General features: G+C 65.2%; 21 protein-coding genes. 17 read left to right on the forward strand and 4 right to left on the reverse strand.

Annotation, left to right across the window (positions count from 1 at the left end):
- Positions 1–22 precede the first annotated feature (22 nt).
- Positions 23–535: a TIGR02444 family protein gene (locus AAGT95_RS07280; RefSeq protein ID WP_342596042.1), complete on the reverse strand. Its 513-nt coding sequence runs from the start codon at positions 533–535 to the stop codon at positions 23–25.
- A 67-nt stretch (positions 536–602) separates the two neighbouring features.
- On the opposite strand from AAGT95_RS07280, the gene AAGT95_RS07285 reads away from it, so the two are divergent.
- Both AAGT95_RS07285 and chaB read left to right on the forward strand, forming a co-directional pair.
- The gene (locus AAGT95_RS07285; RefSeq protein ID WP_342596043.1) at positions 603–2,531 is read left to right on the forward strand and encodes an ABC-F family ATP-binding cassette domain-containing protein; all 1,929 of its coding nucleotides are present in this window, start codon (positions 603–605) and stop codon (positions 2,529–2,531) included.
- A gap of 66 nt (positions 2,532–2,597) precedes the next feature.
- Positions 2,598–2,828: a putative cation transport regulator ChaB gene (gene chaB / locus AAGT95_RS07290; protein WP_342596044.1), complete on the forward strand. Its 231-nt coding sequence runs from the start codon at positions 2,598–2,600 to the stop codon at positions 2,826–2,828.
- 180 nt (positions 2,829–3,008) lie between these two features.
- Here chaB and AAGT95_RS07295 read toward each other — a convergent pair whose 3' ends face one another.
- Positions 3,009–3,785, reverse strand: coding sequence for an SDR family NAD(P)-dependent oxidoreductase (locus AAGT95_RS07295; RefSeq protein WP_342596045.1), 777 nt, complete (start codon positions 3,783–3,785; stop codon positions 3,009–3,011).
- A 107-nt stretch (positions 3,786–3,892) separates the two neighbouring features.
- Entirely contained in the window at positions 3,893–4,330 is a 438-nt protein-coding gene (gene dtd / locus AAGT95_RS07300) for a D-aminoacyl-tRNA deacylase (protein WP_342596046.1), read from the reverse strand.
- 489 nt (positions 4,331–4,819) lie between these two features.
- On the opposite strand from dtd, the gene ehuB reads away from it, so the two are divergent.
- The 4 genes from ehuB (at position 4,820) to ehuA (ending at position 7,981) form a co-directional block, all read left to right on the forward strand.
- Positions 4,820–5,689 carry an ectoine/hydroxyectoine ABC transporter substrate-binding protein EhuB gene (gene ehuB, locus AAGT95_RS07305; protein ID WP_342596047.1) on the forward strand — a complete coding sequence of 290 codons (870 nt, stop codon included), beginning with the start codon at positions 4,820–4,822 and terminating at the stop codon, positions 5,687–5,689.
- Positions 5,690–5,819: 130 nt separating this feature from the next.
- Positions 5,820–6,491 carry an ectoine/hydroxyectoine ABC transporter permease subunit EhuC gene (gene ehuC, locus AAGT95_RS07310; RefSeq protein WP_342596048.1) on the forward strand — a complete coding sequence of 224 codons (672 nt, stop codon included), beginning with the start codon at positions 5,820–5,822 and terminating at the stop codon, positions 6,489–6,491.
- 3 nt (positions 6,492–6,494) lie between these two features.
- Positions 6,495–7,187 (forward strand): ectoine/hydroxyectoine ABC transporter permease subunit EhuD, encoded by a 693-nt coding sequence (gene ehuD / locus AAGT95_RS07315; protein WP_110597782.1) that lies wholly within the window; start codon positions 6,495–6,497, stop codon positions 7,185–7,187.
- Positions 7,184–7,981, forward strand: a complete 798-nt coding sequence (gene ehuA, locus AAGT95_RS07320) for an ectoine/hydroxyectoine ABC transporter ATP-binding protein EhuA (RefSeq protein ID WP_342596049.1) — start codon at positions 7,184–7,186, stop codon at positions 7,979–7,981. The genes ehuD and ehuA overlap by 4 nt, the downstream gene beginning before the upstream one ends.
- 229 nt (positions 7,982–8,210) lie before the next feature.
- Here ehuA and thiD read toward each other — a convergent pair whose 3' ends face one another.
- Positions 8,211–9,032 (reverse strand): bifunctional hydroxymethylpyrimidine kinase/phosphomethylpyrimidine kinase, encoded by an 822-nt coding sequence (gene thiD / locus AAGT95_RS07325; RefSeq protein ID WP_342596050.1) that lies wholly within the window; start codon positions 9,030–9,032, stop codon positions 8,211–8,213.
- Between the two features lie 262 nt (positions 9,033–9,294).
- Here thiD and ndhC point away from each other — a divergent pair, with 262 nt between their 5' ends.
- The 11 genes from ndhC (at position 9,295) to nuoL (ending at position 21,529) form a co-directional block, all read left to right on the forward strand.
- Positions 9,295–9,750, forward strand: a complete 456-nt coding sequence (gene ndhC / locus AAGT95_RS07330; RefSeq protein WP_110707137.1) for an NADH-quinone oxidoreductase subunit A — start codon at positions 9,295–9,297, stop codon at positions 9,748–9,750.
- A gap of 140 nt (positions 9,751–9,890) precedes the next feature.
- Positions 9,891–10,568, forward strand: coding sequence for a NuoB/complex I 20 kDa subunit family protein (locus AAGT95_RS07335; RefSeq protein ID WP_110597778.1), 678 nt, complete (start codon positions 9,891–9,893; stop codon positions 10,566–10,568).
- A 163-nt stretch (positions 10,569–10,731) separates the two neighbouring features.
- Positions 10,732–12,456, forward strand: a complete 1,725-nt coding sequence (gene nuoC / locus AAGT95_RS07340; RefSeq protein ID WP_342596521.1) for an NADH-quinone oxidoreductase subunit C/D — start codon at positions 10,732–10,734, stop codon at positions 12,454–12,456.
- Between the two features lie 10 nt (positions 12,457–12,466).
- Positions 12,467–12,979: an NADH-quinone oxidoreductase subunit NuoE gene (nuoE, locus tag AAGT95_RS07345; protein WP_342596051.1), complete on the forward strand. Its 513-nt coding sequence runs from the start codon at positions 12,467–12,469 to the stop codon at positions 12,977–12,979.
- Between the two features lie 31 nt (positions 12,980–13,010).
- Positions 13,011–14,351 carry an NADH-quinone oxidoreductase subunit NuoF gene (nuoF, locus tag AAGT95_RS07350; protein ID WP_342596052.1) on the forward strand — a complete coding sequence of 447 codons (1,341 nt, stop codon included), beginning with the start codon at positions 13,011–13,013 and terminating at the stop codon, positions 14,349–14,351.
- 15 nt (positions 14,352–14,366) lie between these two features.
- Positions 14,367–17,138 (forward strand): NADH-quinone oxidoreductase subunit NuoG, encoded by a 2,772-nt coding sequence (nuoG, locus tag AAGT95_RS07355; protein ID WP_342596053.1) that lies wholly within the window; start codon positions 14,367–14,369, stop codon positions 17,136–17,138.
- Entirely contained in the window at positions 17,135–18,118 is a 984-nt protein-coding gene (nuoH, locus tag AAGT95_RS07360) for an NADH-quinone oxidoreductase subunit NuoH (RefSeq protein ID WP_110707132.1), read from the forward strand. The genes nuoG and nuoH overlap by 4 nt, the downstream gene beginning before the upstream one ends.
- Positions 18,119–18,130: 12 nt before the next feature.
- A complete protein-coding gene (gene nuoI / locus AAGT95_RS07365) occupies positions 18,131–18,679 on the forward strand; it encodes an NADH-quinone oxidoreductase subunit NuoI (RefSeq protein WP_110707131.1) in 549 nt (182 codons plus the stop codon).
- A 71-nt stretch (positions 18,680–18,750) separates the two neighbouring features.
- Positions 18,751–19,362, forward strand: coding sequence for an NADH-quinone oxidoreductase subunit J (gene nuoJ, locus AAGT95_RS07370; protein WP_110707130.1), 612 nt, complete (start codon positions 18,751–18,753; stop codon positions 19,360–19,362).
- Positions 19,359–19,667 carry an NADH-quinone oxidoreductase subunit NuoK gene (gene nuoK / locus AAGT95_RS07375; protein ID WP_110597770.1) on the forward strand — a complete coding sequence of 103 codons (309 nt, stop codon included), beginning with the start codon at positions 19,359–19,361 and terminating at the stop codon, positions 19,665–19,667. The genes nuoJ and nuoK overlap by 4 nt, the downstream gene beginning before the upstream one ends.
- Positions 19,664–21,529 (forward strand): NADH-quinone oxidoreductase subunit L, encoded by a 1,866-nt coding sequence (gene nuoL, locus AAGT95_RS07380; protein ID WP_342596054.1) that lies wholly within the window; start codon positions 19,664–19,666, stop codon positions 21,527–21,529. The genes nuoK and nuoL overlap by 4 nt, the downstream gene beginning before the upstream one ends.
- Positions 21,530–21,554: the final 25 nt, after the last annotated feature.

Below are 21,554 nucleotides of genomic sequence, written 5' to 3' on the forward strand. Positions count from 1 at the left end.
GGTGGATAGTCGTGATGTGACTCTAACAGGTGGCTTTTGGTTCCGCATCCGGGGCATCGATTATCCAACGCGCCAGCAGGTGGCGTAACGGTGGGTAAGCCTCGGGCGGGATCTCGCGCAGCGTTCGGCAACTCTCCAGCGCCTGTTCGAGGGCCGTATCCGTGGTGGCGGCGAGTGCAGGCAGGGCGGCCAGTCGCGCCAGCATTTCTCGCTCGGCCTGCAGCTCCGCCTGCTTGAGGGTCTGGCGCAACGGCTCCAGTCGGGGGTGGTGCGAAACCTCGGCCTTCAGCCCTCGGCGGCGACTGCGCAACGGCACGGTCATGGTGTGTTGCCAGCGTCTTGCCGCGGCCAGGGCCTGGCCGGCTGCGGGATCGGGGCGCAGCCGGCGCTCGCTCAGCCAGGCCACCCACAGCAGTTCGCAGATATCCCAGCCATGCTCATCCTGAAGCCTGAGGCATTCGGCTTCGACGCCAGGGCGGGCGTAGCGCTCCAGGGCGTAGGCCCAGAGCGAATCGGATAGATCGTCGACGGGCATGGCACTCCATACCGGTGGCGGATGGCTGGTAGAATGAGCGCCCATTCGACGCGCCCTGGAGCCCGGCATGATCGCATTTCGCCAACTCGCCCTGCAACGCGGCACCCGACGGCTGTTCGAGGGTGCCGACCTGGTGCTGCACGAAGGCCAGAAGGTCGGCATCGTTGGTGCCAACGGCGCCGGCAAATCGAGCCTGTTCGCGCTGATCCGGGGGGAGCTGGGCGCGGATGCCGGCAGCGTCGAGATTGCCGGTGGCAAACGCATCGCTCATATGGCGCAGGAAGTCTCGGCCATCGAGCGGCCGCTGGTGGAGTTCGTGCTCGACGGCGACGTGACCCTGCGCGAGACGGAAGCGGCGCTGGCCGAGGCGCAGGCCAGTGGCGACGCGCAGCGCGAGGCGTCGCTGCATGGCCAGATCGAGGCGCTCGACGGCTATACGGCCCGGTCGCGGGCCGAGCAGCTACTGGCCGGTCTGGGGTTCGCGCAGGCGGATCTCTATCGTCCGCTGGCGGCGTTCTCCGGTGGCTGGCGGATGCGGGTGGGGCTGGCCCGGACCCTGTTCACCCCCTCCGAGATCCTGCTGCTGGACGAGCCGACCAACCACCTGGACCTGGATGCACTGCTGTGGCTCGAGCAGTGGCTGACCCGTTACCCCGGCACGCTGATGCTGATCTCCCACGATCGCGATTTTCTCGACGCGGTCTGCGATCACATCCTGCATATCGACCAGGCGCAACTGATGCTCTATCGCGGCCATTACAGCGCCTTCGAACGCGCCCGCGCCGAGCGGCTGGCCCAGCAGCAGGCGGCATTCGAGAAACAGCAGGCCCGGCGCGCCGAGATCGAGGGCTTCGTCGAGCGCTTCCGGGCCAAGGCAACCAAGGCGCGCCAGGCCCAGAGCCGTCTGAAAATGCTCGAGCGGATGGAGAACATCGCTGCCGCCCGCGCCGACTCCCCGTTTCGCTTTCGACTGCCCTGTGCGGACAAGACCTCCACGCCACTGCTGTCGCTGGACCAGGCGGCGCTGGGCTATCCCGACCGCACGATCCTCGATGAGGTGAAGGTCTCGATCCTGCCCGGTGAGCGCATCGGTCTGCTGGGGCCCAATGGGGCGGGCAAGTCGACGCTGATCAAGACCCTGATCGGTGACCTGCCGCCGCTCGCCGGCTCGCGCGTGCCGGGCGACAACCTGGTGGTGGGCTACTACGCCCAGCATCAGCTCGAGCATCTGGATGTGACCGCCACGCCGTTCATGCATGTGCAGCGGCTCTCGCCGACGGCCAGCGATCTCTCGATACGCAATTTCCTGGGTGGTTTCGGTTTCCGTGGCGATGACGTGTTCGGAGACGTCTCGCGCTTCTCCGGCGGGGAGAAGGCGCGGCTGGCGCTGTCGCTGGTGGCGTGGGAAAAGCCCAACCTGCTGCTGCTGGACGAGCCGACCAACCATCTCGACCTGGACATGCGCGAGGCGTTGGCCGAGGCGCTGGCGGAGTACGAAGGCGCGGTGATCATCGTCTCCCACGATCGCCATCTGCTGCGGGCCAGCGTCGATACCTTCTGGCGTGTCGTGGACGGGCGGGTCGACCCCTTCGACGGCGATCTCGACGACTACCATCAGTGGCTCAAGTCCCGTGAGACGGAACGCCGACGCGATCTGAAGCAGGAGGCGCGTCAGGAGAAACGGCCGACGGAGGGTGGCGATCGCAAGGCGGTGCGACGGGCGGCCGCCGAACGGCGCGAGCAGATGAAGCCGCTGCGCAAGCAGCGCGACGCGGCGGAGAAGCGGCTCGACAAGGCGCAGGCGGCGCTGTCGGCACTGGATGCGCGGCTGGCCGACCCGGACATCTACGACGCCGGGCGCAAGGAGGAGCTGGCAAAGCTGGTGCGTGAACAGGGCGAACGTCAGGCCGAGGTTGAGGCGCTCGAGAGCGAATGGATGGCAGCAGAAGAGGCGTTGGAAGCGCTGGAGGCGGAACTGATGCAGGCGGAATCCTGAGCCGTCCTCGACGTCTGTCCCGAGCGTCTACACTGAGCAGGAACGTCGTACTCAAGGAGAGAGTCCATGCCTTACGATTCCCGCGATGATATCCCTGAAAGCGCGCGCAAGGTGCTGCCGCCGCACGCCCGCACGATCTACAAGGAGGCGTTCAACAACGCCTGGGAAGAGTACAAGAATCCCGAGGACCGGCGGGGCGACAGCTCTCGAGAAGAGGTCGCCCACGCCGTGGCCTGGAAGGCCGTCGAAGCGAAGTACGCGAAGGGCGACGACGGCAACTGGCATCCGAAGGCTTGAGCCACGAGCTACGAGCTACGAGCTACGAGCTACGAGCTACGAGCTACGAGCTACGAGCTACGAGCTACGAGCTACGAGCTACGAGCTACGAGCTACGAGCTACGAGCTACGAGCTACGAGAAGGGCCAGCGACTGAAGTCGCTGGCCCTTCTCGCAATAAGCCCGTTTTGGCTTTCGCGGCTAGTCGGCGTAGATCATCTTCTTGGTCATCCCGCCATCGACGCTGATGTGCTGGCCGGTGATGAAGCCCGCCTTGTCGCTGGCGAGAAAAGCCACCGTGGCGGCGACATCGGCCGGTTCGCCGACGCGACCCACCGGATGCTGTTCGCGATCGACATCGCGATGGTCCGCCTGTGTCTGGCGACCGCTTTTCTGCCACGGCCCGGTCTCGATCCAGCCCGGGCAGATCGCGTTGACGCGGATATCCGGGCCCAGGCTGACGGCCAACGCGTGGGTCATGGAGAGCAGTCCGCCCTTGGCGGCTGCGTAGGATTCGCAATGGGGCTCCGACTGCAGCGCTCGGGTCGAGGCGATATTGACGATGGCGCCATGGCGCTGGCGCAGGCCGGGGACGGCGGCGCGAGTGCACAGGAAGGCGCCGGTCAAATGGCTCTCCTGCCATAACCGCCAGTCCGCCAGCGACAGCGCTTCGATCGGCCCGCAGACCGGGTCGGCCAGCCCGGCATTGTTGACCAGCAAATCCACTCCAGTGGACTGGTCGTTCTCCTGCTGCCAATGGGTGAGGTGGTGAAACGCTTCCTTGACCTGCAGCTCGTCACCGACATCGACGACCATCGACAGAAGCGTCGACGCGGGATGTGCCTCGTCGAGCTCCGCCACGGCCTCGGCGTCGCGATCCAGGGCGGCGACCCGCCAGCCTTCGGTCAGCAGCAGTTCCACCGTGGCGCGTCCGATGCCCTGGGCGCCGCCGGTGATGATGGCAAGGGGAATGGTCATGGGTCAGGTTCCTTCCTTTCTCGCTTACGGCGTGTGCCGCGTTTCCCTGTCGTATGAGGCGGCGCCGAGTCTGGCGGTCGCCATGGTCAGCCGAATCGCCGAAGCCCCTATGTCTCCAGCATGAACGTCACTGGGCCGTCGTTGATCAGCGCCACCTGCATCTCGGCGCCGAACCGGCCTGTCTCGACTCGCGGCCACGCCTGGAGGGCCTGGGCCACCAGGTAGTCGAACATCGCCTGCCCGTGTGCCGGCGGGGCGGCACTGGAGAAGCTCGGGCGCAGGCCCTTGTCGGTCGCCGCCACCAGCGTGAACTGGGACACCAACAGCAAGCCTCCGTCGATCTGCTGCAGGTTGCGGTTCATGCGGCCAGTGTCGTCGGCGAACACGCGATAGTGCAGCAGCTTGTGCAGCAGGCGGTCGGCGCGGGCTCGGTCATCGGTCGCCGTGACCCCGACGAGTGCCAGCAACCCCGTACCGATACCTCCCACGATCTCGCCTTCGACGCTTACCGACGCCTGGCTGACCCGTTGAATCAGAGCTCGCATCGCAGCTTGGCATCCCTGTGAAAATCGGGGTGGAAAGTTGGACGAAAGGTTAGCACGCCGGAGCGACATTGGAATGATCGAGATCAATAGCAAGCAAAGCGTTATTGAAAACGGACGCTACTAGAACGTATGTTTATGTTACTGGCGTCTCGAGGAAGAGATGATGGCCTGGAACGGGCGAAATCCGGTTCTCTGACCATTGCCGGCAGCGAAAAAACGGGGTCGAATCCCCGGTCCGAGTGGTTATTGGGGCGCCATTGTCATGAGTCAATAAAGGCTTTGACGCCCGCCGCTGGGGTGGTGCTACTATCCAAGCGGATCAAACTTTTGCGAATTGTCCTGGTTTGTGGTTCTAGGATCATGACAATTATGCCAGGGCCACGCCGGCCTGGGCGTGATGACAAGCGATAACGCGCCCATCATCGAGAACTCGAGTCGAGGGCGACCCGTTGATACGGGTCTGAATCTTGTAGACGGAGAATCTGAACGATGCGATACAACATCAATAAAGGCGTCACGACACTGATTGCCGGTTCCGTGCTTTCCTGCCTGGCCGTCGGGGTCGCGCAGGCCGCTTCACTCCAGGAGATCAAGGACTCCGGCTCGGTCAAGATCGCCGTGGCCAACGAAATTCCCTACGGCTACATGGACATGAGCGGGGAAGCCAAGGGTGCGGGCCCCGATGTCATCCGCCATATCATGAACGAGATGGGTGTCGACGACATCGAGTGGGTCACCACCAACTTCAGCTCGCTGATCCCTGGCCTGCAGGCCAATCGCTTCGACATCGCCGCGGCCGAGATGGCGGTGCTGCCGGATCGCTGCCAGCAGGTGATCTACTCCGAGCCGAACTCATCCTACGGGGAGGGGCTGCTGGTCAAGGAGGGTAATCCAAAGGATCTGCACGCCTTCAGCGACTTCGTCGACGGTGATGCCAAGGTCGCCATCATGGCGGGTGCCGACCAGCTCGACATGCTGCAGGCGCTCGGCGTGCCGCAGGACAACATGGTCACCATCTCCAGCAACGCCGATGCGATCTCGACCGTATCGACCGGCCGCGCGGATGCCTACGCTGCCACCAGCCTGACGGTCAGCGAGCTGGCCGACAAGAGCGGCGACGTCGAGTCCGCCGGTGATTTCAAGGATCCGGTCATCGATGGCGAAGAGGTGCGAAGCTGGGGCGCGTTCGCGTTCAACAGCGACAACACCGAGTTGCGCGACGCGGTCAACCAGGCGCTGGAGAAGTACAAGCAGACGGACACATGGCGTGAAACCCTGATGGGCTACGGTTTCAGCCAGGCTGATGTCGATGGTTCGAGCCATCACACGACGGAAGAGCTCTGCACCGCGGATTCGTGAATTCAGCCAGTTTCTGAACGCGATATGACTGCGCATGTCCGCTGAGATCCTCCTCGCGCGGGCATGCGTGCCGTGATTGATGGTCCCGGTTCGGCCGGGACCCTTCGTCAGCGACTGCGGGGTCTTCCCGATGGAATGGACGAGCTATCTCGCCCCCCTCTCCCAGGGTGCGTGGGTGACCGTGCAGCTCACGGTCTACTCGACGATTCTGGGAGCTCTCTGTGCCTTCGTGTTCGGTCTCGGCAAGCTGTCCCACAACCCCTTGGTCAAGGGGGTCAGCGTTGCCTACATCGAGATCTTCCGCGGCACATCCCTGTTGGTGCAACTGTTCTGGATCTACTTCGCGCTACCCATCATGGGGCAGGCGATCGGGCTCGACCTGCGCTTCCCGCCGGTGGTGGCGGGGGTCGTCGCGCTGGCGCTGAATATCGGCGCCTATGGTGCCGAAGTGGTTCGCGGCGCCGTGCAGGCGGTACCCAAGGAGCAGTACGAAGCGGCGACCGCGCTCAATTTCACCGGGCGCAAGCGACTGTGGCGCATCACCCTGCCGCAGGCGATTCCGGAGATGATGCCGACCTTCGGCAATCTCGCGGTCCAGAACCTCAAGGACACGGCGCTGGTGTCGCTTATCTCTCTGGGCGACATGGCCTTTCGGGCCGAGCAGATCCGTAATTTCACCCAGGACAGCGTGACCGTCTACACCCTGGTCCTGTTCATGTACTTCGGCATGGCGCTGGTGCTCACGGCCTGCATGAAGCTGCTGGAACGCTACGTTGGCCGCTGGCGCGCGGCGGGGAGATAACGCATGTTTTTCGGCATCGAATGGGATACCAGCAGCCAGTGGGCTTTTGCGGTCTCGATCTTCCCGATTCTGCTGCACGGTCTGGTGGTGACACTGCAGGCCACCGTGGTCGGCTTCTTCATCGCCCTGATCCTGGGCCTGGTGCTGGCGGCGCTGAAGAGCGCGCCGACCCGCTTCATCCGCTGGCCGGCCAAGCTGGTGACCGAGTTCATTCGGGATACCCCGCTGTTGATCCAGCTATTCTTCCTGTTCTACGTGCTGCCCGAATTCGGGTTGACGCTGCCGGCATTTCTGACCGGTGCGCTGGCGCTGGGCGTGCAGTACAGCGCCTATACCTCCGAGGTCTACCGCGCCGGCCTGGAGGCGGTGGCCAAGGGGCAGCGCGAGGCGGCCCGCGCGCTCAATCTGGCGTCCGCCAGGACCTTTACCCATATCATCCTGCCGCAGGCGATCCCGCGCATCATTCCCGCGCTGGGCAACTATCTGGTCTCGATCATGAAAGACGTGCCCGTGCTGTCGGTCGTGACCGTGCTGGAGATGCTCGGCGTGGCCAAGATCATCGGCGATCGCACCGGTGGCTACCTGATCCCGCTCTCCATGGTTGGCGGCCTCTATCTGGTGATGACGATCATTGCCTCCTTCGGCGTGCGCTACCTGGATACCCATCTGCCCAAGCGAGGCCTCTCCCTCAAATGAACGACGCCACCGACAATCGCGGCCCCATCATCAAATTCGACAAGGTCGTCAAGCGCTTCGGCGATCATGTGGTTCTCGACGAGCTCGATTTCGAGGTCCAGCGAGGCGAGAAAGTGACGATCATCGGCCCCTCCGGCTCGGGCAAGTCGACGGTGCTGCGCATCCTGATGACACTGGAGGAGATCAACGGCGGTGTCGTCTACGTCGGCGGCGAGCCGCTCTGGCATCAGCGCAAGGGCGAATCACTCGAACCGGCTGGCGAGCAGCACCTGCGCCAGATGCGAAGCCACCTGGGCATGGTGTTCCAGCAGTTCAACCTGTTCCCGCACATGACGGTGCTGCGCAACTTGACCGAAGCGCCGGTCCAGGTGCTCGGCGTCAGCAAGGCCGAAGCGAAGCAGCGCGGCATGGAGCTGCTGGAGATGGTGGGACTGACCGACCAGGCCACCAAGTACCCCCACCAGCTCTCCGGTGGTCAGCAGCAGCGAGTGGGCATTGCCCGGGCACTGGCAATGCGGCCCAAGATCATGCTGTTCGACGAGCCGACCTCTGCGCTGGATCCAGAGCTGGTGGGAGAGGTGTTGAACGTCATCCGGACGCTGGCCGACGAGCACGACCTGACCATGCTGCTGGTGACTCACGAAATGCATTTCGCGCGTCAGGTCTCCGACCGTATCTGCTTCTTCGACAAGGGGCGGATCAAGGAGCAGGGCAAGCCGGAGGAGATCTTCACCGCCCCGAAGGAGGCGCGTACCAAGGCCTTCCTGAAGGCGGTTCTCGACCCGGACGATTGAGTGGCGGGCTTTGGGCTTCGGGCTTCGGGCTTCGGGCTTCGGGCTTCGGGCTTCGGGCTTCGGGCTTCGGGCTTCGGGCTTCGGGCGAAAAATGCCAGCGACGCTGACATTTTTCGCTCAACGGCAACACCCTGATCTTCGCGGCTCGCGGCTCGCGGCTCGCGGCTCGCGGCTCGCGGCTCGCGGCTCGCGGCTCGCGGCTCGCGGCTCGCGGCTCGCGGCTCGCTCTCTACCACCAGGCGTGGAAATGGTTTGGCGGCCCCTTGCCCTGGCCAACGGTGAGGCGATCGCTGGCCTCCAGAGCCTGGAGGAGCCACTGCTTGGCATCGCCGATGGCCTGTTCGACGTCGGGGTGGGTGGGGGGCAAGTGCGCCAGGTGGGCCGCGATCGCCGATGAGAGCGCGCAGCCCGCGCCATGGAGGTTGCGTGTCCGCAGCCGTGGCGCATCCAGCCAGCGCGTGGCGTTCGGCACCCACAGCAGGTCCGGGCAGCGATCCAGCGGTAGATGGCCTCCCTTCAGCAGGCCGTAAGGGGCCCCCAATGCCGCGAGATCGCCTACCATCGCCTCCATGGCAGCGAGGTCTCGTGGCACCTCGGTCCCGAGCAGGGCCGCGGCCTCGGGCAGATTGGGCGTGATCACGTCGGCCAGCGGGACCAGGATGTCGCGCACGGCGCGCAGCCCCTCGTCGTCCACCAGTCGGTCGCCGCTCTTGGCGACCATCACCGGGTCGAGCACGATCCAGCGCGGCCGGCGTCGCGCCAGCGCCGCGGCAATCGCTTGCGCCACCTCGCGGCTGGCAACCATGCCGATCTTGACCGTGTCGATCTCGACGTCGTCGAGCAGGTTGTCCAGTTGGGTGCGGATCAGCCCCACCGATACCGGCTCGACCGCCACCACGCCTCGCGTGTTCTGCGCGATTACGGCGGTAATCACGTTGGTGGCATAGACGCCGAGGGCCGAGAAGGTCTTGATATCGGCCTGCAGTCCGGCGCCACCGGACGGGTCGGATCCGGCGATCGTCAAAGCATTGGGAATCGAGCGAGAAACCATGGGTGGACATTGCAAGCAGCGGGAAAGCGTCTAGCCTAAGACAAGATGCCGTCATTGCCCAACGGCAATAGGTGGATTGAAGGCCAGAGTGGCGAAGACGATGGTCCGGCAGCGGCCCGCCAGATTTACCGACAGGCTGCAATAGGACTAATTAGCAGACTTGTTACCCAGTCGTCATCGTGTAAACTCGTAAACTTACGAACCTGTCAGTTTGGTTCGATATCCATCATGTTCGGGTTCCATCACGTCTGCGAGGGAAGGCATGTCCGATCCGGTCTCCGCATGGATTGCCAGCTACTGGGCTACCGGCTTTTTCGTGGTGGCCGTGGTGGCGCTCTGTGGATTGATGATCGGCGCTGCCAGCCTGCTCGGTGGCAAGAGCCACGGACGCAGCAAGTCCCTGCCGTTCGAGTCCGGCATCGTGGGTGCCGGGTCCGCGCGCCAGCGGTTCTCGGTCAAGTTCTATCTCGTTGCCATGCTGTTCGTCATCTTCGATATCGAAGCCGTCTACCTGTTCGGCTGGGCCGTCTCCGTGCGCGAGGTGGGCTGGACGGGATTCGCCGGGGCGGCGGTATTCATCCTTATTCTACTGGCAGGCCTGGTCTACGATGCCCGCGTCGGCGCGCTCGACTGGGCGCCGCGCAAGCGCGGGCGCGAAGACGCGTCGCGTGCCCGCGAGCTGGCTGCCGTGCCGGGGGTCGAGCGTCGTGCACGCTGAATCCGCCCGTTGCCTCGAGACGCAACGCGTAAAGCAGGATCGCGGTATCGATCGACAAGATTATAACGATGGGAGCCAGGCATCCGTGACTGATCTGCGCTTCCTCGACCGTTTTTCTATCAGGTTTGTTGAGGCCCACTATGCAGTACACCCTGACCCGTGCGGAGGGAGGCGATTCCTCGGCTGATCGTTACCCACTCGGCGAGCGCGAGATCGTCGATGATCCGATGAAACAGCAGGTTCATCGCAACGTCTTCATGGGCAAGCTCGAGGACGTGCTTCACTCGGCCGTCAACTGGGGGCGCAAGAACTCGTTGTGGCCCTACAACTTCGGGCTCTCGTGCTGCTACGTGGAAATGACCACGGCGTTCACCGCGCCCCACGACGTTGCCCGTTTCGGGGCCGAGGTCATCCGCGCCTCGCCACGCCAAGCCGATTTCATGGTCATTGCCGGCACCTGCTTCATCAAGATGGCGCCCGTCATCCAGCAGCTCTACGACCAGATGCTCGAGCCCAAGTGGGTCATATCGATGGGTTCCTGCGCCAACTCCGGCGGCATGTACGACATCTATTCGGTGGTCCAGGGGGTCGACAAGTTCCTGCCCGTGGATGTCTATGTGCCCGGCTGCCCGCCGCGCCCCGAAGCGTTTCTCCAAGGTCTTCAGCTCCTGCAGGACTCGATTCAGGAGGAGCGTCGTCCGCTCTCCTGGGTGGTCGGGGACCAGGGCGTCTATCGTGCCGAGATGCCGTCGCAGCGGGAAAAGCATCGCGACAGGCGCATTGCGGTCAAGGAGCTGCGCACCCCCGATGGCATCTAGCCCGGTCGTCCACGTCGATCGTTACTGCCATTGATCCTTGTGGTCGTTTTCGACCATTGATTCTGCACCCGGGGGCCGCCAGACCATGACCGCAGCCGATGATTCTCGAAACGAGAGCGCGACGACTTCCAGCGCCTCCCATGCCGCCGGTCAACCCGACGTCATGGACGAACTGGCGCGCCAGTTCGGCGAGGCCGCCTTTACGCCGCAGGCGACGCTGACCGGCATGCCGGTCATCTGGGTCGCTCGCGAACAACTCCGAGATGTGCTCGGCTTTCTGCGGCGCGTGACCGGTCCGTTCTCGATGCTCTTCGATCTGAGCGCCGTGGACGAGCGCCTGCGGACCCATCGCCGCGGCCTGCCGCCATCCGATTTCACCGTCTTCTACCAGTTGCTGTCGGTGGAGCGGAACGCCGACCTGATGATCAAGGTGGCGCTGCACGAGCGAGACCTGGCGCTGCCCTCGATCAGCGACATCTTCGTCAATGCCAACTGGTACGAGCGCGAGGTCTTCGATCTCTTCGGCATCCACTTCAGCGGCCACCCGCATCTGACCCGGATCATGATGCCGCCGACCTGGACCGGTCATCCGCTGCGCAAGGACTACTCCGCCCGCGCCACCGAATTCGACCCCTACACGCTGACGGTGAAGGGCCAGGAGGTGGAGCAGGAGGCGCTGCGTTTCGATCCCGCGGCCTGGGGCATGAAGCACGAGGGCGAAGAGACCGAGTTCATGTTCCTGAACCTCGGGCCCAACCACCCCTCGGCCCACGGCGCCTTCCGCATCGTGCTGCAGCTCGACGGCGAGGAGGTGGTCGACTGCGTGCCGGACATCGGCTATCACCACCGCGGCGCCGAGAAGATGGCCGAGCGCCAGTCGTGGCACAGCTTCATCCCCTATACCGATCGTATCGACTATACCGGCGGGGTGATGAACAACCTGCCCTACGTGCTGGCGGTGGAGAAGCTGGCCGGGATCACCGTCACCGACCGCGCCAAGACCATCCGGGTGATGATGGCGGAGATGTTCCGCATCAACAGCCACCTGCTGTTCCTGGGGACCTATCTACAGGATCTGGGCGCCATGACGCCGGTCTTCTTCACCTTCACCGACCGCCAGAAGGCCTACGAGGTGATCGAAGCGATCACCGGTTTCCGCATGCACCCGGCGTGGTATCGCATCGGCGGCACCGCCCATGATCTGCCCAAGGGCTGGGACAAGCTGGTGCAGGGCTTCGTCGACTGGATGCCCAAGCGCCTGGCCGAGTACGAGAAGGCGATGATGGACAACGCCATCGTGCGCGACCGCACCCGCTTCGTCGCCGCTTTCGATACCCGGCAGGCGCTGGAGTGGGGCGTCACCGGTCCCAACCTGCGCGCCACCGGGCTCGACTTCGACCTGCGCAAGAAGCGCCCCTATTCCGGCTACGAGAATTTCGATTTCGAGGTGCCCACCGCCGTCAACGGCGACGCCTTCGATCGCGGCATGATGCGGATCGAGGAGATGCGCCAGAGCGTGCGCATTCTCCAGCAGTGCATCGATCACATGCCGGCTGGCGACTACAAGGCTGACCATCCGCTGACCACGCCGCCGCCGCGGGAGAAGATGCTGCAGCACATCGAGACCCTGATCACCCACTTCCTGCAGGTCTCGTGGGGGCCGGTGCTGCCGGCCGCCGAGTCGATGCAGATGATCGAGGCGACCAAGGGCATCAATAGCTACTACCTGACCAGCGACGGCAGCACCATGAGCTACCGGACACGCATTCGCACGCCCAGCTTTCCGCATCTGCAGCAGATCCCCGCCGTCATGCGCGGCGGGTTCGTGCCGGATCTGATCGCGCACCTGGGCAGTATCGACTTCGTCATGGCCGACGTGGACCGATGAGGCAGCCATCATGACTACTACCGCGACCATTGGGACGACTATCGCCAGCGACGGTTTCGTCCTCGACCCCGCCGACCGCGCGGCGATTCTCGAGGAGCGGGCGCACTACCCCTATCCGCAGGCGGCGAGCATCGAGGCACTGAAGATCGTGCAGAAGCGCCACGGCCACGTGCCGGATGGCGCGATCCCGGCGATCGCCGAGACGCTGGGCATTCGCGTCGCCGACGTCGAGGGCGTGGCGACCTTCTACAGCCTGATCTTCCGGCAGCCGGTCGGCCGTCACGTCATCCTGATCTGCGACAGCAGCTCGTGCTTTCTTACCGACTATGAGCAGCTGCGCGACGCCTTCATCGATCATCTCGGTATCCAGATGGGCCAGACCACCGCAGATGGCCGCTTTACCCTGCTGCCGGTGTGCTGTCTCGGTGCCTGCGATCGCGGGCCCACGATTCTGATCGGCGAGGAACTGCACGGTCCGGTGACCCCGGACGAGATCCCCCGACTGCTGGAGGCGTACGCATGACGATCAAGAACCTGATGCGGGAGGGCGAGTCGTGAGTCGCATTCTGCAATCCGCCGGCGAACGCCGCGCCGAGACCCATCCGCTGACCTGGCGCCTGCACGACGACCAGTCGCCGGTGCTGCTCGAGGAGTATCTCGACACCCAGGGCTATGCCGCGGTCACCAAGGCGCTGGAACAGTACACCTACGAGTCGCTGACCGAGGAGGTGAAGGGCGCCAATCTTCGCGGCCGTGGCGGCGCGGGTTTCTCCGCCGGCATGAAGTGGAGCCTGACCGCCAAGGGCGGCGACGCGCCGCGCGGCTATATCGTCTGCAACGCCGACGAGATGGAGCCGGGTACCTTCAAGGACCGCCTGCTGATGGAGCAGCAGCCGCACCTGCTGATCGAGGGCATGATCCTGGCCGGTTACGCCAACCGCTCGAAACAAGGCTATATCTTCCTGCGCGGCGAGTACCACCTGGCGGCCGCCTCGATCCAGCGTGCCCTGGCCGACGCCCGCGCCGATGGCTGGCTGGGTCCGGACGTGCGCGGCAGCGGCTGGGATTTCGATATCTCCCTGCACACCGGTGCCGGGCGCTATATCTGCGGGGAAGAGACCGCGTTGATCAACTCGCTCGAGGGCAAGCGTGCCAATCCGCGAGCCAAACCGCCGTTTCCCGGCCAGTCCGGCGCCTGGGGGCTGCCGACGGTGGTCAACAACGTCGAGACGCTGTGCAACGTGCCGGGCATCGTCAATCATGGCGCCGACTGGTTCCAGGCGCTCTCCGGCGATCTCAGCAGCGACGGCGGCACCAAGCTCTATGGGGTCTCCGGCAAGGTCAACAATCCCGGGCTGTGGGAGTTGCCGATGGGTACCACCGGCAACCGGATCCTTGAGCTCGCCGGCGGCATGCGTGACGGCCTGACCCTCAAGAGCTGGCTGCCCGGCGGTGGCAGTACCGGCTTCCTGCTGCCCGAACACCTGGAGCTGGCGCTCGATTTCGACACCATCGGCAAGACCGGCAGCCGCATGGGAACAGGGCTGCTGACCGTGGTCGCCGACAACCAGAGCATGGTCTCACTGACCCGCAACCTGGAGGAGTTCTTCGCCCGCGAATCCTGCGGCTGGTGCACGCCGTGCCGCGACGGCCTGCCGTGGAGCGTCAAGCTGCTGCGGGCGCTGGAGGCGGGCGAGGGCCAGGCTGGCGATATCGAGCTGCTCGAGCAGATGGCCCGCGACCTGGGACCGGGCAAGACCTTCTGCGCGCATGCGCCGGGGGCGGCGATGCCGCTGGCATCCGCGATCCACTATTTCCGTGACGAGTTCGAGCGCGGCATCACCCGACCCGAGGGTGAGGCGCACGCGGACCCGATCCCGGTCGGCAGCGTGTAGGAGGAGTTCGACGCCATGGCCACTATTCACGTCGACGGCAACGACTACGAAGTCGAAGACAGCGACAACCTGCTCCACGCCTGCCTTTCGCTGGGACTGGATATCCCCTATTTCTGCTGGCATCCGGCGATGGGCAGCGTCGGCGCATGCCGCCAGTGCGCGGTGAAGCAGTACAAGGATGCCGACGACGACCGCGGCATGCTGGTGATGTCGTGCATGGCGCCGGTGAAGGATGACGCCTATATCTCCATCGCCGACGAGGAGGCCAAGGCCTTCCGCGAGACGGTGATCGAGTTCCTGATGGTCAATCACCCCCACGACTGCCCGGTGTGCGAGGAAGGGGGCCACTGCCACCTGCAGGACATGACGGTGATGACCGGCCACGACCGGCGTCGTTACCGCTTCCGCAAGCGCACCCATCGCAACCAGAACCTGGGGCCGTTCATCGCCCACGAGATGAACCGCTGCATCACCTGCTACCGCTGTACGCGCTTCTACCAGGACTACGCCGGTGGCGAGGACCTGGGGGCCTTCGGCGCCCACGACAACGTCTACTTCGGCCGCGTCACCGACGGCACGCTGGAGAGCGAGTTCTCCGGCAACCTCACCGAGGTCTGCCCGACCGGGGTGTTCACCGACCAGACCCACTCCGATCACTACACCCGCAAGTGGGATCTGCAGTTCGCACCGAGCATCTGCCACCAGTGCGCCAGCGGCTGCAATATCAGCCCCGGCGAGCGCTACGGCGACATTCGCCGGATCGAGAATCGCTACAACGGCGACGTCAACGGCTACTTTCTCTGCGACCGTGGCCGGTTCGGCTACGGTTACGTCAACCGCAAGGATCGGCCGACTCGCCCCGAGTGCCGGGAGAGCGGGGGTGAAGCCCGGACGATGGAAGTCGACGAAGCGCTCGATCTGGCTGCGGATCGCCTGCGTGGCGCCAAGCGGATCATCGGCATCGGCTCGCCCCGGGCCAGCCTGGAGAGCAACCATCGGCTGCGTCAGCTGGTCGGCGCGGCCAACTTCTCCACCGGTATCGAGGCCGGAGAGCTGGCGCGGATCCGGCGGATGGAAGCGCTCAACCGCGAGGCGGGGCTGGCCACGCCGAGCCTGCGCGAGATCGAGCAGTGCGATGCGATCCTGGTGCTGGGTGAAGACCTCATCCAGAGCGCCGCCCGCGTCGCGTTGTCGGTGCGCCAGGCGGTGCGCGGCAAGGGTGCCGAGCTGGGCGCCGAGCGCGGCATCCCCGAGTGGAACGCCGAAGCGGTCAAGACCATCGCCCAGGATGCCGGCCATCCGCTGTTCCTGGCTACGCCGGACGCGACCAAGCTCGACGGCATCGCTGCCCATGCCGGGCGACTCGCGCCCGATGATATCGCCCGGCTCGGGTTCGCCGTGGCGCACGCCCTCGACTCCACCGCGCCGGTCGTCGACGGTCTCGACGAAGAGACGTCGCAGCTGGCCGGGCGCATCGCCGATACCCTGCTGGCGGCGAAGAAGCCGCTGGTCATTGCCGGCGAGTCGTTGGGTTCGATGGCGATCCTGGAAGCGGTCGGCAACATCGCTCGGGCGCTCGGCCGGCGCCAGCGTTCGGATGCCGGCCTGACCCTCGTTCGCCGCGAGGCCAATAGCGTCGGGCTCGGGTTGCTGGGTGGCGAATCCCTCGACTGGGCGATGGCCCAGCTCGAGCAGGGCGACGCCGACGGTGTGGTGATCCTGGAGAACGACCTCTATGTCCGGTTGCCTGCGTCACGCGTGGACAGCGCGCTCGGGCGGGCCGCGGCGGTCGTCGTGGTCGACCACCAGCGGACGCCGACCTGGGAGCGCGCCGACGTCGGCCTGCCGGCGGGTACCTTCGCCGAGAGCGACGGCACCCTGGTCAGCCTGGAAGGCCGTGCCCAGCGGTTCTACCAGGTCTTCGACCCCAGCTACATGCGCCCGGACACCCGGATTCGCGAGAGCTGGCGCTGGCTGCACGCGCTTCACGCCACGCTGGAGCGCCAGCCGATGGAGACCATCCTGCTCGACGACCTGACCCAGGCCGTTGCCGAGGATGCTCCCGCCCTGGCGCCGCTGCACCAGAATACGCCGGAGGCGATGTTTCGCATCCACGGCCTGAAGCTGGCCCGCGAGCCCCACCGCTACAGTGGCCGTACTGCCATGCGTGCCAATCTCAACGTCAACGAGCCGCGGGCGCCGGTGGATCTCGATACCCCCTTCGCGTTCTCGATGGAGGGCTATTCCGGCTATCGCGAGCCGCGCCGGGAGGTCGCCTTCGCCTGGGCGCCGGGCTGGAACTCCCCGCAGGCCTGGAACAAGTTCCAGGACGAAGTCGGCGGCCACCTGCGCGCCGGCGACCCGGGCAAGCGGCTGTTCACGACCGCCGCCGGTGGCGACTACTGCAGCGAGATCCCTGCCGCGTTCGAACCGCGCGAGGGCGAATGGCAGGTGATCGATCTGCCCCAGCTGTTCGGCGGCGACGACATGTCGCGCCGCGCCGAACCGATCCGCGAGCGCATGGCGCCGCCCCAGGTCGCACTCAACCAGGCCGACGCCGCGGGGTTGGGTATCGGTGCCGGCGATGCGGTCTCGATCGCTGTCGATGGCACGCGCTTCAAGCTGCCGGCGAGACTCAGCGCCGGTCTGCCGCCAGGTGTCGTCGGCCTGCCCAGCGGCGCGATCCAGGAAGTCACCGGAGGACTGACGCCAGGCGTCATGCGCTGGGGGCAGGTCGCGAAAGCGGAGCACGAGAGCCAGGCGTCGGCCGGGGAGGCGCGCCCATGAGCTGGTGGACGCCGCAAGTCGAGGCGACGTTGATCGCCATGGTCCAGGCCGTGGTCATCCTGCTGGTCGTGGTCGTTTCCGGGGCGCTGCTGAGCATGATCGAGCGGCGCCTGCTGGCGCTGTGGCAGGATCGCTACGGCCCCAACCGGGTCGGGCCTTTCGGGCTTTTGCAGATCGCCGCCGACATGCTCAAGATCTTCTTCAAGGAGGACTGGATCCCGCCGTTCGCCGACCGTACCTTCTTCGTGCTGGCGCCGGCGATCGCCATGGCCTCGCTGCTGCTGTCGTTCATGGTGATCCCGATCACGCCCGGCTGGGGGGTGGCGGATCTCAACATCGGCATCCTGTTCTTCTTTGCCATGGCCGGCATCAACGTCTATGCGGTGCTGTTCGCCGGCTGGGCCAGCAGCAACAAGTATGCGCTGCTCGGCGCCCTGCGTGCCTCCGCCCAGACGCTCTCCTACGAGGTCTTCATGGGCCTGGCGGTCATGGGTATCGTCGCCATGACCGGCTCGTTCAACATGCGTGACATCGTCAACGCTCAGGAGAACGTCTGGTTCATCGTGCCGCAGTTCTTCGGCTTCTGCACCTTCGTCATCGCCGGTATCGCGGTGACTCACCGCCATCCGTTCGATCAGCCGGAGGCGGAGCAGGAGCTGGCCGACGGCTATCACATCGAATATTCCGGAATGAAATGGGGCATGTTCTTCGTCGGCGAGTACATCGGCATCGTGCTGATCTCGGCGCTGCTGGTGACGCTGTTCTTCGGCGGCTGGCACGGGCCGCTGCTGCCGCCGATCGTCTGGTTCCTGCTCAAGACGGTGTTCTTCGTCATCCTGTTCGTCCTGCTGCGGGCGGCGTTGCCGCGGCCGCGCTACGACAAGGTGATGAGCTTCGGCTGGAAGGTGTGTCTGCCGCTGACACTCGTCAATCTATTGATCACCGGGGCGATGATTCTGCTCATCGACCCGGGCGTGTAAGGGAGAGCGACCATGCTGAGTCAGATCCGGAAGATCGTGTCCGGCACCGGCACGCAACTGCGCACGCTGTGGATGGTGTTTTCGCACGCCTGGCGCAAGCGCGAGACGCTGCAGTATCCGGAGGAGCAGGTCTACCTGCCGCCGCGCTATCGCGGGCGAATCGTGCTGACCCGCGACCCGGACGGCGAGGAGCGCTGCGTGGCCTGCAACCTGTGCGCGGTGGCCTGTCCGGTGGCGTGCATCTCGTTGCAGAAGGGTGAGAAGGAGGATGGTCGCTGGTATCCAGAATTCTTTCGCATCAACTTCTCTCGCTGCATCTTCTGCGGGATGTGCGAGGAGGCGTGCCCGACCTCGGCGATCCAGTTGACGCCGGACTTCGAGATGAGCGAGTTCCGAAGACAGGAGCTCGTCTACGAGAAGCAGGACCTGCTGATCGATGGCCCGGGCAAGGACCACAACACCAACTTCTATCGCGTGGCCGGCCTGTCGATTGCCGGCAAGGACAAGGGCGAGGCGCAGAACGAGGCCGAACCCATCGACGTCAAGTCGCTGATGCCGTGAGTGGTATACGTCAGCCGGTATCGTCGAGAGACGGTAGCGGCCAGGAGCTGTTTGATGGGGGAGAGAGAAGCATGCAAATCGCGTTTTACTTGAGTGGGCTGGTCGCGATTCTCGCCACCCTCCGCGTGGTGACCGGCACCCATCCGGTCCATGCGCTGCTCTATCTGATCGTGTCGCTGATCGCGGTGGCGATGGTGTTCTTCGCCCTGGGCGCCCCCTTCGCCGGGGCGCTGGAGATCATCGTCTATGCCGGCGCGATCATGGTGCTGTTCGTGTTCGTGGTAATGATGCTCAACTTGGGCGAGTCGGCGGTGGAACAGGAGCGGGCCTGGCTCCAGCCCAGAGCGTGGATGGGCCCGGCGATCCTGACGGCGGTCCTGCTTGTCGTGATGGTGGTGACGCTGGCCAGCGGCGACTATGACGGCACCATCAGCGGCGAGACGCTGACGGCCAAGATGGTCGGCATATCGCTGTTCGGCCCCTATCTGGTGATCGTCGAACTGGCGGCAATGCTGTTGCTGGCGGCGCTGGTGGCGGCGTCTCACCTGGGGCGCAGTGAAGCGCACGATGAAGCCGACCTCGCCCGCGAGCGCCAGCGTGAGCTGAACGACCAGGCGTCGACCAGCGAGACATCGAACCCCACTCGCGAGGCGCGTCGCGATGCGCAGGAGGGCAAGGCATGACGGGCATTCCGGTAGAGCACGGCCTGTGGCTGGCGGCGATTCTGTTCGTGCTGGGGCTGGCAGGACTGATGACGCGGCGCAACATGCTGTTCGTGCTGATGAGCCTGGAGATCATGATGAACGCCGCCGGCCTGGCGTTCATTGTCGGCGGGACCCACTGGCAGCAGGCCGATGGTCAGGTCATGTTCCTGATGATCATCACCTTGGCGGCGGCAGAGGCGAGCGTGGGTCTGGCGCTGCTGATGCAGCTCTACCGGCGCTTCAAGACTCTCGATATCGATGCGGCTAGCAGGTTGCGCGGATGACCACTTTTCACGATGTCTTGCTGACACTCACGTTCGTCTTTCCTTTACTGGGATCGCTGATCCTGGCGCTGTCGTACGGGCGTCTCTCCGAGCGAGCCAGCGCGACCGTCGGCGTCGCCTCCATCGGCCTGGCGGCACTGTGCACGCTGTGGGTCGGCATCGATTTCTACGACCAGGGCAAGTCGGCGCAGACGTTGACCCTGTGGCACTGGATCAGCGTGGGCGATTTCCAGCCGACCGTGGGGTTGATGCTGGATGGCCTGTCGCTGACCCTGCTCGGCGTGATTACCGGCGTCGGTTTCTTCATCCACCTGTTCGCGGCCTGGTACATGCGTGGCGAGGATGGCGTGACCCGCTTCTTCTGTCACATGAACCTGTTCGTGTTCAGCATGATCCTGCTGGTGCTGGGAGACAACCTGCTGCTGCTCTACTTCGGCTGGGAAGGGGTGGGGCTCTGCAGCTACCTGTTGATCGGCTACTACTACCGCACGCCGGCCAACGGCTGGGCGGCGTTCAAGGCTTTCGTCATCACCCGTACCGGCGATGTCTTCCTCGCCATCGGTATGTTCCTGCTCTACCTCGAGCTCGGCTCGCTCAACCTGCAGACGCTGCTGGCGCGGGCACCGGAGATCTGGACCGAGGGCGGTCTGATGCCACAGCTCGCGGCGCTGATGCTGCTCGGTGGCGCGGTGGGCAAGTCGGCACAGCTGCCGCTGCACACCTGGCTGGCGGACGCCATGGCGGGCCCGACGCCGGTGTCGGCATTGATCCACGCGGCGACCATGGTCACGGCGGGTGTCTATCTGATCGCGCGGATGAACGGCATCTTCCTGATGGCGCCGGACGTACTGCTGCTGGTCGGGGTGGTCGGTGCGCTGACCCTGCTGGTGGCAGGCTTCGCGGCGCTGGCGCAGACCGACATCAAGCGGGTGCTCGCCTACTCGACCATGAGCCAGATCGGCTACATGTTCCTGGCGCTGGGTGTCGGCGCGTTCGATGCGGCGATCTTCCATCTGATGATCCACGCCTTCTTCAAGGCGCTGCTGTTCCTCTCCGCCGGCTCGGTGATCATCTGCACCCATCACGAGCAGGACATGCGCCGTCTCGGTGGGCTGTGGCGCAAGCTGCCACTGACCTACGCCGGGTTCATCGTCGGCGGGGCGGCGCTGGCGGCCCTGCCGCTGGTGACGGCGGGCTTCTACAGCAAGGATGCCATCCTCGTCTCGGCACTCGCTTCCGGCCATGGCGTGCTGATGCTCGCCGGGCTGCTTGGCGCGCTGCTGACATCGATCTATACCGTGCGCCTGATCCTCGGCACCTTCCACGGCAAGCCCAAGAGCGACAACGCCCGCAGTGCCCATGCTGGCAAGGGGCTGGTGCATGGCATACCGCTGGTGGTGCTGATCGTGATGTCGACGGCCATCGGCGCGCAGCTGACCCCGCCGCTGGACGAAGTGCTGCCGCCCGGCCCGGTCGCCGAGGGCCTGGGAGTCCATATCCTCGAATTCACCGCCATGGTCGTGGCCGTCGGCGGCGTGCTGTTCGCGGGCTGGCTGTTCAAGCGCCGGCGCGACCTGATCCGCCGTGGCATGGCGGACCCGCGCGGCGCCCGGCTGTGGACGTTCTGGCACAACGCCTGGGGCTTCGATGCGCTCTACGACTGGCTGTTCGTGCGTCCTTACCAGGGCGTGGTCCGGGTCAACCGGGGCGACTGGATCAACTCGCTGTGCAACATTCTGCCGTGGCTGGCCCGGGCTTCCCATCAGGGGCTGCGCACGACGCAGACGGGCCTGATGCGTCACTACGCCGTATCGATGGTGCTGGGAGCGACGCTGCTGCTCGTCTTCCTGCTGGTGGGCTGACGAGATGCGCGCAGACAGGTTACAC

This window comes from Salinicola lusitanus (assembly GCF_038648475.1).
Lineage (GTDB): Bacteria > Pseudomonadota > Gammaproteobacteria > Pseudomonadales > Halomonadaceae > Salinicola > Salinicola lusitanus.

What these genes read in the sequence shown, in the direction of transcription:
- AAGT95_RS07280 (WP_342596042.1), bottom strand. Translation starts at nt 535, where the DNA reads ATGCCCGTCGACGATCTATCCGATTCGCTCTGGGCCTACGCCCTGGAG.
- AAGT95_RS07285 (WP_342596043.1), top strand. Translation starts at nt 603, where the DNA reads ATGATCGCATTTCGCCAACTCGCCCTGCAACGCGGCACCCGACGGCTG.
- chaB (WP_342596044.1), top strand. Translation starts at nt 2,598, where the DNA reads ATGCCTTACGATTCCCGCGATGATATCCCTGAAAGCGCGCGCAAGGTG.
- AAGT95_RS07295 (WP_342596045.1), bottom strand. Translation starts at nt 3,785, where the DNA reads ATGACCATTCCCCTTGCCATCATCACCGGCGGCGCCCAGGGCATCGGA.
- dtd (WP_342596046.1), bottom strand. Translation starts at nt 4,330, where the DNA reads ATGCGAGCTCTGATTCAACGGGTCAGCCAGGCGTCGGTAAGCGTCGAA.
- ehuB (WP_342596047.1), top strand. Translation starts at nt 4,820, where the DNA reads ATGCGATACAACATCAATAAAGGCGTCACGACACTGATTGCCGGTTCC.
- ehuC (WP_342596048.1), top strand. Translation starts at nt 5,820, where the DNA reads ATGGAATGGACGAGCTATCTCGCCCCCCTCTCCCAGGGTGCGTGGGTG.
- ehuD (WP_110597782.1), top strand. Translation starts at nt 6,495, where the DNA reads ATGTTTTTCGGCATCGAATGGGATACCAGCAGCCAGTGGGCTTTTGCG.
- ehuA (WP_342596049.1), top strand. Translation starts at nt 7,184, where the DNA reads ATGAACGACGCCACCGACAATCGCGGCCCCATCATCAAATTCGACAAG.
- thiD (WP_342596050.1), bottom strand. Translation starts at nt 9,032, where the DNA reads ATGGTTTCTCGCTCGATTCCCAATGCTTTGACGATCGCCGGATCCGAC.
- ndhC (WP_110707137.1), top strand. Translation starts at nt 9,295, where the DNA reads ATGTCCGATCCGGTCTCCGCATGGATTGCCAGCTACTGGGCTACCGGC.
- AAGT95_RS07335 (WP_110597778.1), top strand. Translation starts at nt 9,891, where the DNA reads ATGCAGTACACCCTGACCCGTGCGGAGGGAGGCGATTCCTCGGCTGAT.
- nuoC (WP_342596521.1), top strand. Translation starts at nt 10,732, where the DNA reads ATGGACGAACTGGCGCGCCAGTTCGGCGAGGCCGCCTTTACGCCGCAG.
- nuoE (WP_342596051.1), top strand. Translation starts at nt 12,467, where the DNA reads ATGACTACTACCGCGACCATTGGGACGACTATCGCCAGCGACGGTTTC.
- nuoG (WP_342596053.1), top strand. Translation starts at nt 14,367, where the DNA reads ATGGCCACTATTCACGTCGACGGCAACGACTACGAAGTCGAAGACAGC.
- nuoH (WP_110707132.1), top strand. Translation starts at nt 17,135, where the DNA reads ATGAGCTGGTGGACGCCGCAAGTCGAGGCGACGTTGATCGCCATGGTC.
- nuoI (WP_110707131.1), top strand. Translation starts at nt 18,131, where the DNA reads ATGCTGAGTCAGATCCGGAAGATCGTGTCCGGCACCGGCACGCAACTG.
- nuoJ (WP_110707130.1), top strand. Translation starts at nt 18,751, where the DNA reads ATGCAAATCGCGTTTTACTTGAGTGGGCTGGTCGCGATTCTCGCCACC.
- nuoK (WP_110597770.1), top strand. Translation starts at nt 19,359, where the DNA reads ATGACGGGCATTCCGGTAGAGCACGGCCTGTGGCTGGCGGCGATTCTG.
- nuoL (WP_342596054.1), top strand. Translation starts at nt 19,664, where the DNA reads ATGACCACTTTTCACGATGTCTTGCTGACACTCACGTTCGTCTTTCCT.